This window comes from Nonomuraea sp. PA05, assembly GCF_008086045.1.
GTDB classification, from domain to species: domain Bacteria; phylum Actinomycetota; class Actinomycetes; order Streptosporangiales; family Streptosporangiaceae; genus Nonomuraea; species Nonomuraea monospora.
Genome location: NZ_VSEY01000006.1, coordinates 64,080 through 79,834 on the forward strand (window position 1 = coordinate 64,080; position 15,755 = coordinate 79,834).

At 71.0% G+C, this 15,755-nt stretch carries 14 protein-coding genes and 2 pseudogenes; 5 read left to right on the forward strand and 11 right to left on the reverse strand.

The features are described from left to right. Positions 1 to 108: 108 nt before the first annotated feature. From FXF51_RS62530 to FXF51_RS11125, 3 genes and pseudogenes are all read right to left on the reverse strand, one after another. Positions 109 to 426, reverse strand: a pseudogene (locus FXF51_RS62530) (helix-turn-helix domain-containing protein); the annotation flags it as partial. A gap of 64 nt (positions 427 to 490) precedes the next feature. Then, positions 491 to 1,522 carry a copper resistance D family protein gene (locus FXF51_RS11120; RefSeq protein WP_148434220.1) on the reverse strand — a complete coding sequence of 344 codons (1,032 nt, stop codon included), beginning with the start codon at positions 1,520 to 1,522 and terminating at the stop codon, positions 491 to 493. After that, positions 1,519 to 2,241, reverse strand: coding sequence for a copper resistance protein CopC (locus FXF51_RS11125; RefSeq protein WP_148434221.1), 723 nt, complete (start codon positions 2,239 to 2,241; stop codon positions 1,519 to 1,521). The genes FXF51_RS11120 and FXF51_RS11125 overlap by 4 nt, the downstream gene beginning before the upstream one ends. A 50-nt stretch (positions 2,242 to 2,291) precedes the next feature. Here FXF51_RS11125 and FXF51_RS11130 point away from each other — a divergent pair, with 50 nt between their 5' ends. Next, positions 2,292 to 3,062, forward strand: a complete 771-nt coding sequence (locus FXF51_RS11130) for a class I SAM-dependent methyltransferase (protein WP_187414314.1) — start codon at positions 2,292 to 2,294, stop codon at positions 3,060 to 3,062. On the opposite strand, the gene FXF51_RS11135 is transcribed toward FXF51_RS11130, so the two are convergent. Continuing rightward, entirely contained in the window at positions 3,019 to 4,008 is a 990-nt protein-coding gene (locus FXF51_RS11135) for an AurF N-oxygenase family protein (protein ID WP_148434223.1), read from the reverse strand. The two genes, FXF51_RS11130 and FXF51_RS11135, sit on opposite strands and share 44 nt — an antisense overlap. Before the next feature lie 75 nt (positions 4,009 to 4,083). Next, positions 4,084 to 4,683: a TetR/AcrR family transcriptional regulator gene (locus tag FXF51_RS11140; protein WP_148434224.1), complete on the reverse strand. Its 600-nt coding sequence runs from the start codon at positions 4,681 to 4,683 to the stop codon at positions 4,084 to 4,086. Between the two features lie 281 nt (positions 4,684 to 4,964). Here FXF51_RS11140 and FXF51_RS11145 point away from each other — a divergent pair, with 281 nt between their 5' ends. The 3 genes from FXF51_RS11145 to FXF51_RS11155 are packed head-to-tail and all read left to right on the forward strand — an operon-like array spanning position 4,965 to position 8,652. Beyond that, a complete protein-coding gene (locus FXF51_RS11145) occupies positions 4,965 to 6,131 on the forward strand; it encodes an acyl-CoA dehydrogenase family protein (protein ID WP_148434225.1) in 1,167 nt (388 codons plus the stop codon). Further along, a complete protein-coding gene (locus FXF51_RS11150) occupies positions 6,128 to 7,150 on the forward strand; it encodes an acyl-CoA dehydrogenase family protein (protein ID WP_148434226.1) in 1,023 nt (340 codons plus the stop codon). The genes FXF51_RS11145 and FXF51_RS11150 overlap by 4 nt, the downstream gene beginning before the upstream one ends. Continuing rightward, positions 7,150 to 8,652, forward strand: coding sequence for an AMP-binding protein (locus tag FXF51_RS11155; protein WP_148434227.1), 1,503 nt, complete (start codon positions 7,150 to 7,152; stop codon positions 8,650 to 8,652). The genes FXF51_RS11150 and FXF51_RS11155 overlap by 1 nt, the downstream gene beginning before the upstream one ends. Here the strand turns inward: FXF51_RS11155 and FXF51_RS11160 are convergent. From FXF51_RS11160 to FXF51_RS11185, 6 genes and pseudogenes are all read right to left on the reverse strand, one after another. Further along, positions 8,619 to 9,734: a C45 family autoproteolytic acyltransferase/hydolase gene (locus FXF51_RS11160; RefSeq protein ID WP_222871241.1), complete on the reverse strand. Its 1,116-nt coding sequence runs from the start codon at positions 9,732 to 9,734 to the stop codon at positions 8,619 to 8,621. The two genes, FXF51_RS11155 and FXF51_RS11160, sit on opposite strands and share 34 nt — an antisense overlap. A 35-nt stretch (positions 9,735 to 9,769) precedes the next feature. Next, on the reverse strand, positions 9,770 to 10,729 hold the full coding sequence (locus FXF51_RS11165; RefSeq protein ID WP_148434228.1) for a helix-turn-helix transcriptional regulator: 960 nt from the start codon (positions 10,727 to 10,729) through the stop codon (positions 9,770 to 9,772). Between the two features lie 17 nt (positions 10,730 to 10,746). Further along, positions 10,747 to 11,595: an NADP-dependent oxidoreductase gene (locus FXF51_RS63710; RefSeq protein WP_148434460.1), complete on the reverse strand. Its 849-nt coding sequence runs from the start codon at positions 11,593 to 11,595 to the stop codon at positions 10,747 to 10,749. A gap of 72 nt (positions 11,596 to 11,667) precedes the next feature. Next, positions 11,668 to 12,585: pseudogene (locus FXF51_RS63715) on the reverse strand (zinc-binding dehydrogenase); the annotation flags it as partial. 34 nt (positions 12,586 to 12,619) lie between these two features. Next, on the reverse strand, positions 12,620 to 14,053 hold the full coding sequence (locus FXF51_RS11180) for an Nramp family divalent metal transporter (protein WP_148434229.1): 1,434 nt from the start codon (positions 14,051 to 14,053) through the stop codon (positions 12,620 to 12,622). 87 nt (positions 14,054 to 14,140) lie between these two features. Next, the gene (locus FXF51_RS11185) at positions 14,141 to 15,034 is read right to left on the reverse strand and encodes a GNAT family N-acetyltransferase (protein ID WP_148434230.1); all 894 of its coding nucleotides are present in this window, start codon (positions 15,032 to 15,034) and stop codon (positions 14,141 to 14,143) included. Between the two features lie 186 nt (positions 15,035 to 15,220). On the opposite strand from FXF51_RS11185, the gene FXF51_RS11190 reads away from it, so the two are divergent. Next, on the forward strand, positions 15,221 to 15,619 hold the full coding sequence (locus tag FXF51_RS11190; protein WP_262379428.1) for an SSI family serine proteinase inhibitor: 399 nt from the start codon (positions 15,221 to 15,223) through the stop codon (positions 15,617 to 15,619). The last annotated feature ends 136 nt before the right edge of the window (positions 15,620 to 15,755 follow it).

A 15,755-nucleotide genomic window follows, 5' to 3' on the forward strand; every position in this document is an offset into this window, starting at 1 on the left:
CCGGCGCTGCTGGGCCTGGCGACGGGGGTCGGCGCGCGTCCGCTCGGGCCTGCGCCGCATGCGGGCGATACTGGCCATGGGTTGGGTGCCGGTTACGCGGATCTCCCGGTTGATGGTCGAGGGCGCACGGCCCAGCTCGTGCGCGATCTCCCGGATCGACGCCTTCTCCCGTACCCGGTCGGCGATGTGAATTCGCTCGGTCTCGTTCAGGTAGCGGCCACGCACGTCCGGGGGCGCCGCCGATGTGATCGGTAGCGCCCCCACATTCGTGCCGGTCGGATTGCGTCCGTTACGCCATCGCCGGCCGGTCCGGAGGTTGATGCCGACGATCCCCTGCTGCACGAGCCGCAAGTATGCCGCCCGTTCACGAGAAAGAGCCCTGCGACCTCGACTGCGTTTCCGGTCCTCCCGAATCTCGAAGTCCATCGCATCCCCTCAACTGGGGTGTTGCGACGACCACTCGAAGAGAAGCTGGCGGCCGGGGCGGGGCTCAGGCGATCGAAGCGCGGGTGATCGCCACCGCGACCCCGTACGCCAGCCCCATGACCCCCACCTCGGCCGCCGCCCACCCCACCAGAGCGGTGGCCCCGCCGCGGCGGATGACCGGCAGCAGCCGGAAGCGGATGTGCGCCGCGAGCGGCACCAGCAGCGCCACCAACGCCGTCTTGACCACGACCAGCAGCCCGTAGTGGCTGGTCACGATGGCGTCCGGCAGCGTCACGCCGGGCGTGAGCGCCATCGTCCCCAACCCGGTGATCAGCCCGGACAGCGCCACCAGCGACAGGCAGACGGTGGCCATCCTGGAGAACTTGGGCAGCACCACGGCCAGCAGGTCACGGTGCGGCGCCACAAAGACGGCGGTGGCGATCAGCCCGCCCGTCCACGCCGCCGCGCCCATCACGTGGATCTCCATCGAGATCATGATGGGGTCGTGCCAGACCGAGTTCACCGCGTGGCCGGTGACGGGGATGGGCAGCAGCCCGAACAGTGCCACGATGATCCGCAGCTCCGCCGGCACCTTCTCGCCGAACCGCACCGCCATCAGGCCGATCCCGGCCGCCGCCAGCGCGCATGCCGCGCTGAACAGCAGCCCCTGACCCGTGCCGACACTTCCGATATATCCGGCGATCATGCCGAACGTCGGGACGGCGCCGGGGTTCAGCTCGGCGGTCTGGAAGACGATCGTCACCAGCGCGCAGATCGCCCACGCCCAGGCCGCCGTCACGGCCAGCGGGCGCACCCGTAGCATGACCGGCTCCGTACGTTCGGGCGCCTTGAAGCCGAGCAGCTTGGGCAGCAGGCTCAGCCCGACGACGGCCACGGCGGACACGTCGAGCAACACCCGCACGATCGGCAGCCCGATCGACACGACGGGGCCCGGCATGGGGATGCCCGGTACGGACTGTTGTGCGGTGAACGAGCTGGCGGCGACGGCCGCGATGATCGCGCACACGCCGAACGCGCCGGCCACCAGCCGGCCGCCGACCCGCCGGCGAGGCAGGGGAGGGGCTACGGCGGTCACGCGCCCGCCCCTTCACCACGACCCGCCACCCCGGCCCCCTCCGCGCTCCCGGCCCGGTCAGCGATTCCGGCCGCCTCTGCGCCCGCTGCCTCCCCGCCGGATATCTGCGCGGCAGTGGGTCGGGCGCCGGAGGGCTGGACGGCGGAGGTCCCGGTGGCGGAGGGCCCGGCGGCGGAGGGCTGCGCGGCGGGTGCGGCCGGGGCGGCGCGGCGCAGGGCGACAGCCGTCCCAGCCGCCAGCACCAGCAACGCTCCCACGACCCACACCACAGCCATCCCAGCCCCGCCATTGGCCGCGGCCTCGGCCGCATCAGCGCTGGAACCACCCACAGGCGCCCCGGAAGCCACCCCGGAAGCCCCCGCCGCCACCGTGAAGCTGATCTTCCCCGTGACCGGATGCCCATCGGCCGACAGGATCCGATACCCCACCACGTAAGACCCCCCGGCGGGCAACGGCTTGACCTTCACGGACACCCGCTCGGCCGCCACCACGGCACTCCCGTCGGCCCAGGCCGACCCGTCCGCCCCCGTCACGCCCACCTGCGCGTACCCCTGCCGCACCGCCTGGTCGAAAACCAGCGTCACCTGCGCGGGCGAGGCCGTCAGCGTGGCCCCGTCCTCCGGGTCGCTGCCGATCAGCACGTTGTGCGCCGACGCCGGGGAGCACATGACTCCGGCGGCGGCGAGCGCGAGCAGCAGGACGGTGAGTAGCCGCCTCACAGATCAGAACCTTCCGTCAACATCTTGCGGACCCGTATATGGTCCCACCCATGGAAGACCTGTTCGGCGGCGCGGCACCGTATTACGCCAAGTACCGTCCCCGCTACGGCGATCCGGCGATCCAGCACCTGGCGATGACGTTCGGCCAGGGCAGCACGGTGCTGGACCTCGGCTGCGGCCCGGGGACGATCGCGATCCCGCTGGCCGGTCGGGTGGGGCGGCTGCTGGCGGTGGATCCCGACGAGGAGATGCTCGCCGAGGGCAGGCGCCTGGCCGGGGCGGCTGGGAACATCCGGTGGATCAAGGGCGACTCGACGACGCTGCACGACCTGCCGCCGTTCGACCACGTCGTGATGGGCAGGTCGTTCCACTGGATGGACCGCCGCGCGGTGCTGGCGGATCTGGACGAGCTGCTGCCGCCGCGCGGCGTCGTGGCGCTGGTCGGCCCGACCAGGGAGGATCCGCAGGAGCCGTGGGAGCCGGTGATGCGGCGGGTCCGCGAGGCGTTCGGCGTGAACACCTTCACCGCGTCCAGCTCCTTCCAGGCCACCGGCGAGCACCACGACGACGTGCTGGCCACCTCGCCGTTCAGCGTGCTGGACCGCGCCCACTACGAGGAGCACCTGCCCTACGACCTGGACGCGGTGATCGGCCTGCAGCTCTCCTACTCCTACTCGGCGCCGGCCCGCCTCGGCGACAGGAGGCGGGCTTTCGTGGAGACGGCCAGGCGGGAGCTGCTGGCGGCCAACCCGTCGGGCCGTTGGGAGCGGGCGGCGGTCACCGAGGTGCTGACGGCGCGGCGTCCTCCCAGATTCCCATGACCTGCCAGATGCGCCGGGTGAGCGGGTTGATCAGCCCGATCTCGGCGCACAGCTCGCGCGTCTTGCCCACGGAGTCGCGGATCTCCTGCTTGGCGGCGGGGTTGCGCAGGTAGACCTCGGTCACGACGCTCGCGGGGATGCGGAAGCGCCGGATCATCGGGCCGGGCGGGGCGAGCATGATGCGGGCCATGACGCCGAGGATGATCGGCGAGGCGATCCCGAGCAGCAGCCTGCGGTAGGCGGGCATGCGCGGCACCCGGTTGCGCAGGTAGTGCCGGGCGAAGGAGATGTGCCTGGCCTCCTCCGCGATGTGGATGCGCATGATCGTCTCTTCGAGCGGGTGGTGCACCCGGCCGTCCTTGAGCAGTCTGCGCTGGACGTGGTCGATCGGGTCCTCGCCGCCGAGCACGAACACGAAGAACAGCTCGGTGGAGATGAGCGGGATCCAGGGCGCCACCTGGGCGACGACCGACAGCGGCCCCGGCATGCCGCGGATGGGGAGCCGTGTACGGTTCACGAACTCCTGGAACATCATCCCGTGATGCGCCTCTTCGGTGGTCTCGTGGTAGACGTACCGGAACTCGGGGGACCCGTTCGGCAGCCGGTAGGCGTAGTTGAGCAGCCCGCGCTTGAGCAGGTTCTCGAACTGCAGGCCCACCTTCATGGCGGTGGCGACCCGCCACAGGCCGATCCGCGCGCGTACCTCGGGGGAGCGGCTGAGGTACCAGGGGTGCCCGCCCAGCCGGTCCACCCCCGGCAGCTCCCAGCGCGGATCGGTCTGGTCCACCTGGAACTCGGGGTCGTCCCAGGGGATGTCGCGGTACGGCTCCCAGTGCTTGTCGACCGACGCCTTCGAGAGGCGTTCGATGACCGCGCGGTAGGCCTTGCGGTTCGCGACCTGCTCGTCGCGTTCTCTGGCGGCGGTAGAGCTCGGTGCGGATGTCATCGCGTGCGCTCCTCTCCTCGCCCAGTAATTGTACGGAGAATCCAATAAGCCTGGGAAGGGTGAGGACCACAGGTTTCACAGCTTGTCCGCGGGCACCCCCAGCTCGCTCGCCGCCGCCGAGCGGATCAGCACGTTGACCCTGCGCCGTGACAACACCTTGGGATGCGCGTGCGTCTGCACGGCCAGGCCGTCGATGAGCGCGAACAGCCGCCACGTCGTCGCGTCCGGGTCCGGGCACTCGAACTCGCCGCAGGCGACGCCGGCCTCGATGATGCCGCGCATCAGCGTGCGGCCCCTGGCGTCGATCCGCCGCGAGGTCTCCTCCAGCTCCACGCTGCGCATGGCCTCGGACCAGGCGTCGATCCACAACCGCCAGCCCTCGGTGGGGATCGCGGGGGAGCAGAGCCGCAGCAGGGAGCGCAGGCGGTCGATCGGCGTGCCCGCCGAGTCCTCGACGTCGGTCAGCGCGTGCAGATGCTGGCGGGCGGCATAGCTGAACGCCTGCGCGAACAGCCGCTCCTTGGTCTCGAAGTGGTAGAAGAGCAGTGCCTGGCTGACTCCCGCGGCCCTGGCGATGTCCAGGGTCCTGGTGTGCCCGAATCCCTGCTCCGCGATCACCTCGCAGGCCGTTTTCAGCAAATCCTCGCGCCGTAATCGGCTGAAACCTGTTGTCACAGCGAGTAACTCTAACTTCTGATCACTAGTATTTATAGGACAAACCGGGCGTGATCTGTTCTGGTATGAGGAACCCGGGCACGGTCCGGATTTCCCGTTCACCGACAGTCACGTTGATCATGGTAGCCGCGTGGGCCCGAACGTGCTTCGGCCGGGGTCCCACAAGTGATCCCTTACCGGCTTCCTGTGGGATGAAACAGGCACGTTTGTCCAGAGCAATGCTCTGTACGTCCTCGGACGGGCTGACTAGAGTAAGTGAGCACTGATGCCGAGGAGTCGATGTGAACCTTGCTGAGTATCGGCGTGCGGCCGGCGAGTGGCTGCGGGAGAACGCTCCAACCGACGACTACCCGGAGGCCGACGGGATCGCCCGGGCCAAGGAGTTCATGGCCAAGCTCTACGACGCCGGATATTCCGGAATCACCTGGCCGAAACAGTGGGGCGGCCAAGGCCTGACCCAGGCGGAGGACCGGATCTTCGCCGAGGAGGCGCGCGACTACACCCTCCCCACCTACATCTTCTCGATCGGCCTGGGCATGACCGGGCCCACCATCGTCGACCGGGGCTCCGACGCCCAGCGCGAGCGGTTCGTGCGTCCGCTGCTGCGCGGCGAGGAGGTCTGGTGCCAGCTCTTCTCCGAGCCTGGCGCCGGCAGCGACGTGGCGAGCCTGCAGACCAAGGCCGAACGTGACGGCGACCACTGGATCATCAACGGGCAGAAGGTGTGGACGTCGGTCGCGCACTACGCCGACTGGGGCCTGCTGCTCGCCCGTACGGACGTGGACGTGCCCAAGCACAAGGGCCTGACCATGTACGTCATCGACATGCGCCACCCCGGCGTGACCGTCAGGCCGCTGAGGGACATGTCCGGCAGGGCCAACTTCAACGAGATCTTCTTCGACAACGTCCCCATCCCGGACGAGCACCGCGTCGGCGAGGTCAACGACGGCTGGAGCGTGGCCGTCACGACGCTGCTGCACGAGCGGCTGTCGATCTCGGCGGGCGTCGGCATGGGCGGCCAGAAGGACAACCCGGCCTCGCTGTCGGCGCTGCGCCAGGCCCTCGACACCAGCGACCCGCTGGTCCGCGACGAGCTCGTCGAGCTGCACATCCGCAGCCGCGCGCTGGCGCTGTTCAACCAGCGGCTGGCCCAGGAGACCAAGGCCGGCATCTTCCCCGGCGCGCGCGGCAGCGCCGCCAAGCTGCTGCTGGCCGAGCTGACCGTCTTCCAGGCCGACCTGGCCACACGGCTGGTCGGGCCCGAGACCGCGCTGGCCGACCACCCGCTCGCCCGCGCGATCTCGATGGCCCCCGGCATGGCGCTGGGCGGCGGCACCAACGAGATCATGCGCAACATCGTCGGCGACCGCGTGCTGGGTCTCCCGCCGGAGCCGCGCGTGGACAAGAATGTGCCGTTCAAGGACCTGAAGGTGGGGACGCAGGCGTGAAGCTCGTACTCAGTCAGGAACAGCAGGAGCTGCGCTCTGCCGTGCGCGACTTCCTGCGCGCCGCCTCGCCGCTGCCCAAGGTCCGCGAGGGCTACGACCCGCAGGTGTACGCGCGCCTCAACGGCGAGCTCGGCCTGTCGGGGCTGGTCGTCCCCGAGGAGTACGGCGGCGCGGGCGCCGGCCTGTCGGAGCTGGCCGTCGCGCTGGAGGAGACGGGCGCGGCCCTGCTGCCGGGACCGTTCCTGGCCACCGCGTTCGCGGCGCTCGCGCTGACCCAGGTGCCCGACAAGGAGCTGCAGACCGGCATCGCCGAGGGCCGGATCGCGGCCACGCTCGACCACACCGAACTGTCCTACGACGGTGGCAAGGCGAGCGGCACGCTGGCGCAGGTGCTGTCCGGCGGCGACGCCGACGTGCTCGTGGCGCCCGCCCGCGACGGCGGCGCCCTGGTCATGGTGGCCGTCGAGCTGGCCGGGCCGGGCGTCACCAGGACCGCGCTGGAGACGCTCGACCTCACCCGCGGCCAGGCCAGGGTCGTGCTGGACGGCGCGCCCGCCCGCGTGCTCGGCCCGGCGCCGGAGACCGGCGTCTTCGACCGGCTGTGCGTGGCCCTGGCCGCCGAGCAGCTCGGCGTGATGCGGGCGGCGCTCGACGCGATCGTGGCCTACGCCAAGATCCGCGTCGCCTTCGGCCGCTACATCGGCTCCTACCAGGGCGTCAAGCACAAGCTGGCCGACATGCACTGCAAGCTGGAGCAGGCCGAGTCCATCGTCAGGTACGCCGCCTGGGCCGCCGACGAGTCGCCGGAAGAGCTGCCGGGAGCCGCCGCGCTCGCCCAGGCCTACATCGGCCGCGCCTGCTTCGAGGTGGCCCGCGACCACCTGCTGCTGCACGGCGGCATCGGCTACACCTGGGAGCACGACGCCCATCTGTTCTACAAGCGGGCCAAGGCGGACGAGGTGCTGCTGGGCCCGCCCCGGATCCACCGCGCCCGTCTCGGACAACTGCTGGAGCTGTAATGGACGTCAGCGAGCTACCGGGTTTCTACGCCATCGGCGCGGCCGACCCAGGCCGCCTGGCGGTGATCGACACCGACGACACCCGCGTCACCTACGGCGACCTGCTCGCCCGCGTCAACCAGGTGTCGCACGGCCTGCGCGCCCGCGGGCTGAGCACCGGCGACGTGGTGGCGGGCGTGCTGCCCAACGGCGTGGACGCGCTGGTCATGGTCATGGCGACCGGGCAGATCGGCCTGTACTACGTGCCCATCAACTGGCACCTGACCGAGTCGGAGATCGCGTACATCCTGGGCGACTGCGACGCCAAGGTCGTCGTCACCGGGCCGGACCAGGCGGTGCCGGGCGCGGAGGTCGGGACGGACGGGCTGGCCGAGGGGCAGCCCGCGGACGCGCCCGCCGACAGGACCTCAGGCGCCGTCATGTGGTACACGTCCGGCACCACCGGCTTCCCCAAGGGCGTGCAGCGGAGCCTGCCCGGCGCCGAGCCCGAGGCCATCGTGCCCCTGTACACGTGGTTCTTCGGCGAGGTGGTGGACCTCAAACCGGGCGACGACGTCCACCTGGTGACCTCGCCGATGTACCACTCGGCGCCCTGCGCGCACGCCCAGTTCGCGCTGCACCTCGGGCACACCGTGGTGATCACGCCCAAGTTCGACCCGGTCAACATCCTGGAGCTGGTCGAGCGGCACCGGGTGTCCAACGCGATGATGGTGCCGACGATGTTCCATCGGATGCTGCAGCTCCCGGCGGACGTCAGGAGCAAGTACGACGTGTCGAGCCTGCGCCAGGTCATCCACACCGCCGCCGCCTGCCCCGTCGCCGTCAAGCAGCAGATCATGGACTGGTGGGGGCCGGTGCTGTACGAGTACTACGGCTCGACCGAGTCCACGATCGCCTTCTCCGTCAAACCGCACGACTGGCTGGCCAGGCCGGGCACCGTGGGCAGGCCCGCGCCCACGTTCGAAGCGAAAATCTTCGACGACGGCGGCGCGGAGCTGCCGCCGGGCGAGCCCGGCATGATCTACGTCAAGTCGAGCATGGGCTCCTTCGAGTACCGCAAGGACCCGGCCAAGACGGCGGCCAGCAAGCTTGGGGAGTGGTACGCCCCCGGCGACATCGGCTACCTCGACGAGGACGGCTACCTGTTCCTGTGCGACCGTCGCACCGACCTGATCGTCTCCGGCGGGGTGAACATCTACCCCGCCGAGATCGAGGCCGCGCTGCTGGAGCACCCCGCGGTGGCCGACGTGGCCGTCATCGGGGTGCCCGACGAGGAATGGGGCCACAACGTGGTCGCCCTCGTGCAGCCGGCCGAGGGGTTCGAGCCGGGGCCCCAGCTCACGGCCGAGCTGATGGAGCACTGCGGGCCGCGCATCGCCAGGTTCAAGCACCCGAAGGTGATCGAGTACCGCGAGGCGCTCCCGCGTACCCCCACCGGCAAGCTGTCGCGCTCGAAGGTGCGCGCCGACTACCTCGCCGGGAACACCAGCTCGTCGCTGTAACGCTGCCCCTCGCCCAGGTAGAAGCGGACGGACAGGGTGCGGTCGGCGGTGTCGAAGATCGTGCTCCACAGCGTGCGGAACGGCACGGCGGCCTCCTCGGGCTGCGCCACGGCGCGCAGGCTCTCGCGGAGGTCGCCGGCCGACATGGTGACGCCCTTGCTGCGCTCGTACAGCGTGCGCAGCCTGCTGTAGGAGGCGAAGCTCGACGCGCTGTCCTCCGGCAGGTTCATCGGGTCGGGGTGGCGGTGCAGCAGGTGGTTGGTGACGCACAGCGGGCCGTCGCCGAACTCGACGATGTGCTCGCTGCCGTCCCTGCCGTGCTCCCACACGAACGCCTGCCCGTGCGCGTCGGCCACCAGGTAGTGCAACGGCATGCCGTGGTCGTACTGCTTGGCGGTCAGCAGCGCCTGCTTGGCCTGGTCCACGTTCTCGCAGGTGTCGATCAGGAAGCGGGGCAGTTGCACGCTGTTCACGCCGACCTGCGGCGCGAAGGCGTCCGGCGGCGCGGCGCTCTCGAAGTCGGCGATCAGCAGCATGACCGCCAGGCCCGCCGAGTTGACGCCGTCCATGCAGCCGTCGAGCGCCGACATCGTGAGCACCGTGGAGGAGAGCCCCTCGTCGGGAACCGTGGTGATCAGATACGGGCGGGAGGCCATGGGCAGCTCGTCCGGCCGGCGCTCGCCGCCCATGATCTCGCTGGTGGTCGTGGGGAAGAAGTCGTAGTTGCGGCCCACCCGGCCGTGGCCGTCCGTCGCGGCCGACGGCGGGATCCACATGGCCGAGCAGCCGTAGCCCGCCGGCACGTACCCCAGGTCGTCCAGGACCAGCTCGTCCTGCTCCGGGTCCAGGCCGAGCGCGGACGCGGCGCCGTCCATGCGGGCGTGGTGCTGCGGCCAATGGCGCTCGAACCAGGTCCTGCGCGCCCGGCCGACCACCGGGTCGATCGGCGTGGGCGCCCAGCCGAGCCTGCGCGCCTCCTGCGCGACGTCCCGGCCGATCTCGTACTGGCTGCCGGTGAGGGTGAGGTGCGTGACGAGCTGGAAGTCGTCCTTGCCGCCCGCCACGTGCGTCATGTTCTTCATGGACGTGAGCCTCGCGCGGCCCGCTGACCGGCGCCTTACCGGTCGCTGACCGCCCGCCGGTAACGCTCTGACAGCCGCAGCACGTGCTCGGCCAGCTCCGGCGGATCGAGCACCTCGAAATCCACGCCGATGAACCCGATCCACACCGCGATCCCGCTGACGTCGTCGCCGCCCAGCTTGAGCAGGCAGGTGCCCTCATCCACCGGCTCGACCTCCAGGCCCAGCGGCAGCTCCCGCATCCGTTCGGCGGGGGCGTGCAGCAGCACCGTCGCGCGGTACCGCCACATCGCCGTGTTCAGCCCCTTCTCCACGTACGCCACCAGGTCGCCGTCGCCCGGCAGCTCGCGCGGCGTGAACCGGGGCCCCGACGACGGGGTGCGCAGGCGCACCCTGTCCACCCTGAACGTGCGCCAGCCGTCGCGGTCCACGTCGTAGCCGACGAGGTACCAGCGGCCCCGCCGGTGCACCAGGCGGTGCGGCTCCACGTTGCGCACGGTCGCCTCGCCCTCGTGGCCCGTGTAGTCGAAGCGCAGGCCCTCGTGGTCGCGGGCCGCGTTCGCGATCGTGGTCAGCACCTCGGGCGGCACGGCCGGCGCGTTGCCCGGGATCTGCACCGTGTAGGCGTTCAGCGCGCTCACCCGCCGCCGCAGCCGCGACGGCAGCACCTGCTCCAGCTTGGCCAGGGCGCGGACCGAGGTCTCCTCGATGCCCTCCACGCCGCCCCCGGCCGCCCGGCCCAGCCCGACGGCCACCGCCACGGCCTCCTCGTCGTCCAGCAGCAGCGGCGGCAGCGCCGCCCCCGCGCCCAGCCGGTAGCCGCCCGCCACGCCCGGCGTGGCGTGCACCGGGTAGCCGAGCGAGCGCAGACGCTCGACGTCGTTGCGGATCGTCCTGGTCGAGACGCCGAGCCGGGCCGACAACTCGGGGCCGGACCAGTCGCGGTGCGCCTGGAGGAGGGACAGGAGCTTGAGCAGGCGGGCCGAGGTTTCCAGCATGGCCACCAGTGTGCCCGCTAATGCGGCAAGGGGGCTTCCGTATTGATGATCAGCTTGCCCAGCAAGTGGCCCTCCTCGCTGCGCCGGTGCGCGTCCGCGATCCGCTCCAAGGGGAACACCTCGGCGACCGGCAGCCGCACGTGCGGCGCCTCGCGCAGCGCCCGCGCCGCGGCGGCGGCCCCGTCGCCCGTGGAGAACCGCACCCCGAGCCGTTCCGCGCCCGCCCGGTCGGCGATCGTGATCACCTTGGCCGGGTCGCCGGTGAGCGCCACCGACAGGTCCAGCTCGCCCCTGCCCGAGGCGTCCAGCACCCGGTCCACGGACGGCGGCAGCCGCTCCTCCAGCCCTTCCCCGTACGCCACGGGGTGGACGCCCAGGCCACGCAGGAAGTCATGGTGACGCTCGCCGGCAGTGCCGATGACCTCGGCCCCGGCGGCGAGCGCGAGCTGCGCGGCGGCCAGGCCGACGCCGCCCGCGACCGCGTGGATCAGCAGCGTCCGCCCCGCCTCCAGCCCCAGGTCGCGCAGCGCGCGGCGGGCCGTCTCCACGGCCACGGGCAGGGCGGCGGCCTCCTCGTACGTGAGATCGTCCGGCTTGGGCGCCAGCGCTTGCGCGTCGGCGATCGCGTGCGTGGCCGCCGCGCCCGGGACGGTCTGGCCGTACACCGGGTCGCCGATCCGCAGGCCCGTCACCCCGGGGCCGAGGGCGTCCACCGTGCCCGCCAGCTCCATGCCGACGCCCTGCGGGCCGTCCAGCGGGGCGCCGCGGAAGCCGCGGCGCAGCTTCCAGTCGATCGGGTTCACTCCCGCCGCCTTGACCGCCACCCGGACCTGGCCCGGGCCTGGCTCGGGGAGGGGGAGTTCCATGATTTCGAGAACGTCGGGGTCTCCGTGGCGGCTGTAGCGGGCGGCGTGCGCGGTGGTCAGCAGGACGGCCTTGCCCACCAGCTCGCGGGTCGCCAGGGCGGCGTGGGCCTCGGCTGCTCGCTCCAGGGGCACCGCCAGGCCCACGGTCGCCGCCAGACGGCCTGCCGCCGCTTCCTTGAACGTCTGCTCGGCCAGGCGGGTGAACTCGTCGGGGGTGAACTGGACCTGTTCCATGCCGGTCACCCGTACTGCTTTTCGCTCGGCTTCCGCGGGGTCTATGGGGGCCGTGGAGCCGCTGGGAACGCCGTACGCGAAGAACCTGCCGCCGGGCGCCGTCAGGGCGAACGCCGCCGCGCCGACCTCGCCGCCGACGCCGTCGAAGACGACGTCGAAAACGTTCGTGAGCTCCGGGTAATCCACTGCCTCCGTCGCCCCCGCCTCCAGGGCCGCCTCGCGCTTGGCCGGGCCGTGCGCCGCCGCCGTCACCTGCACGCCCGCCGCACTCGCGAGCCGCACCACCGCCAGCCCCAGCGCCCCACCGGCCCCCGTGACCAGCACCCGCGCACCGGGCCGCAGCTCAGCCGCCGCCACCAGGCTCAACGCCGCCGGCCCGACCTGGACGAGTGCCGCCGCCTGCCACAGCGGCACCTCATCGGGCACCGCGACGACCGTGTCCAGCCCGGTCACGGCCTGCTCGGCGTAGGCGCCGCCACCGGGAAGCAGCGCGGCCACCCGCCGCCCCGCCCACCCGGAGTCCACCCCGTCGCCGACCGCGATCACCCGCCCCGCCACGCCGGTGCCCGGCACGAACGGCGGCCGGGCGGGGAACCAGTCGCGCCCCCACCCGGCACGCAGCTGCGCGTCGATGGACATCACGTCCACCACGGACACGCCGATCACGACCTGCCCCGGCCCCGCCACCGGCTCCGGCGCGGACCCGGCCACGAGCACCTCGGGACCGCCGAACTTCGTCACCTCGACAATCTTCATGCCGCCGAGTCTGTAACCTCAAGCCCGGTTGAGGTCAACCTCCCATGAGCCGCCCGGCCTGCTGGACGACCACGATCACGGTCAGCGTCCCGAAGAACGCCACCGACCAGATCAGCGCGCCCAGCCGGAACGAGCGCACCCTGATGGCCTCCGGCAGCGCCCGCCGGTTCAGGATGATCAGCAGGATCGAGTACACGAACATCATCACGGCCGCGAAGCACGCCGAGAACACCAGCAGGATGAGCGGCTGGTCCAGGCCCGCCAGCAGGATCGCGGTGCCGATCAGTGCCATCGCCCAGACCGTGTAGAAGTAGACCCGGTTCACCGAGACGGACTTGTCGCGCAGATAGACCGTCTTGATCGTGTCGGAGGCCAGCCGGGAGGTGTAGTCGACGATGCCCATGGCCGAGGCGAACAGGGCCAGCGCCCCGATCACCCAGAACAGCACGCCGAACCACGGGCCGACCGTCTCCTGCAGCACCTGGCCCTCGACCTCCAGGAAGGCGATGCTGTTCTCCAGCCCCGGCCGGCCGAACACGGTGGAGTGGGCCAGCATCGACATGAGCGCGATCGTCACGAACGACACCATGGCGAACGTCCACGCCTGCTCGACGTTGGCGAAGCGCCACCACTGCTTCCACCGCGCCAGGTTCTCCTTCGTCGGCGCGAACTGGAAGCCGGTCGAGGAGACCGCCTCCTCGTGGCCGGTGACAGGGCTGACCAGGCGCGGCACGTACACGCCCATGCCGAAGCCCTTGTCGCGGATCCAGTTGCTCTGGCACAGGTTCTGGCCGCCGCCCGCTCCGGCGTACGCGATGGCGCCCATCAGCACCGCGAACTCCAGCGGCGGCACCGGGAACGTGGCGTCGACCGTCAGGCCCCTGCCCAGCGCCACCCAGCTCTCGGCGTTGATCGCGAACAGGATCGCCACCACGATCAGCGTGGCCACCAGCGCGATCTTCACGAAGATGACCCGTTCCAGCAGGACATAGATCACCGGCGCCATGGTCAGCCCGATCGCGATCACCAGCAGCATGCCGATCGCGATCCACCGCACGGAGCCCTCGCCCGAGCCGGTCAGGTACGTCACCATGGTCGCGGACGTGGTCACCCAGCCCGGCCACAGGTTCGAGCAGAGCGTCATGATCACGAAGACCAGGCCCCAGTGTTTCCACATCCGGCTGAACCCGGTCAGCGCGGTCTCACCGGTGGCCAGCGTGTAGCGCTCGATCTCCATGTTCAGGAACCACTGGGTGATGATGCCGATCGCGGCTCCCCAGATGAACACGAGGCCGACTTGCGAGGCGATGTACGGCCAGAGGATGAACTCGCCCGAGGCCAGGCCGACACCCGCGCCGACCAGGCCGGGGCCGATGATGCGCCATGTTGACTTGGGTGGCTCGGGTAGGTCGCGGACGGCGACGGTCGGTAGGACTCGCGCAGGAACGGTGGGGGTGAATTCCGCCATGCGGATCTCCTTGCTCGCTTGCCTATCCGCCACATTACAGAGATCCGAAACCCCTGTGGAATACCTAGTTAATTACCCACCACGTACTCACCGCGTCCGGTAGTCGGTGATCACCACGTACTCGCCTCGTTCGGTGAATCCGGACACCCGCGCCCCCGCATCCAGGGCGCCGCCGAGCGCCTCCCGCACCGCCATCCGCCACGCCCGGGCCGCCGCCGCGTCCTGCCGCCGCAACCGTTCGACGTCGCGCGGCGTCCCCACCAGCAGCACCCGGTGCCCGCCCCCCTCCTCGACGGCGGGCCGCCCGTCCGCCGCCTCACTGACCACCGGGTACGCCTCGTCGAGCGGCAGTTTGTCGTCCTGCTCGCCGGTGACTCGCCACACCGCCAGCAATCGGTCCGAGGCGTCCCCCTCGTTGATCGCGTCCGCCATCGCCCCGTAGAACTCCGGCAGGTACGCCTCCGGCCGTGCGCCCAGTTTGACCAGGTTGAAGTAGGCGTTACGGCGCACCAGCGGGTCGAACGTCCACGTGATCCGCTCCAGCCCGCGCTCGCGGCACCAGGCGCGTTGGTGCAGTTTCAACGCGTACCCGACGCCCTTGCCGATGACGGCACCGGTCACGTGCGAGTGCAGCGCCCCGGCCGCCACCTCGCCCGCCACCCTGTCCGACGTCCCGCTTGGTGCCCCGCTGGACGCCTCACCCGCCACCCTGCCCGACGTCCCGCCTGAGGCCCCGCCCGACCCCCCGCCCGACGCCAGGAACCCGATGGACGCCCCCACCAGGTCACCGCCCGCGAACGCCCCGGCCACGTAATTGCCCGTGTGCGCGAACCCGGCCATCAACTCCACGGTCACCGGCACGTTCGCCGGCTCGGGATGCCAGATCTCGTCGAAGAGCCGGTAGACCTGCTCGAACTCGCCGATCTCGTGCAACTCCCTGATCACCACGCCGGCCCTGGCCGCCGCCTCCTCATGCTCCATCTCTCCATTTACGCACGCCACCCGAAGGACACCACAGGAGGTCTATGAGCTGCACGGATATCTCTGTGTATCCATATCATCACGCTGAGATGTCTTCGCTGCTCATAGTTGTGATCGCGCCACCCGCTGTAGTCATGGTGGGTGCGCCGTCCCATGCTGGGACGCCCATTGACCTGGGAGGACATCATGTCGCTCGTGCTGACCGCCGCCCGCAGGCTGGCCGCGCTCGGACTGTGCGCCGCCGCGGCCATCGCCGGCCCGTTCACGACGCTCCCCGCCCACGCCGCCGCCGGCGCGGACCTTTACATCACCGTCACCCCCCGCGACGGCGGCGCGTACTCGATGCACCTCACCTGTGACCCTGACGGCGGGCTGCACCCGTACCCGCTGGCGGCCTGCGACGCGTTGCGTTCCGTGGACGGGTACCTGCCTGACCTGGAGGTGGATCCCGGGCCTTGCCCGCTGGTCTGGGATCCGGTGGAGGTCGAGGTCACGGGGCACTGGTATGGGCGGCCCAACCCGTACTACGAGGAGTTCGCCAACCGGTGCGCGATGGAACGCAAGCTCGGCCCGGTCACCGGCTGAAGCATGAACGGCGGCCCTTGCCCCGCACGGGACAAGGGCCGCCGCGCCCCTTCGACCCTGCGCTTCCTCCACGCTGGACCGGCGCCCCCATGCCCTTCCGTCGTGCGTTTCCTCCATGCGGGACTGGCGCCCCCAC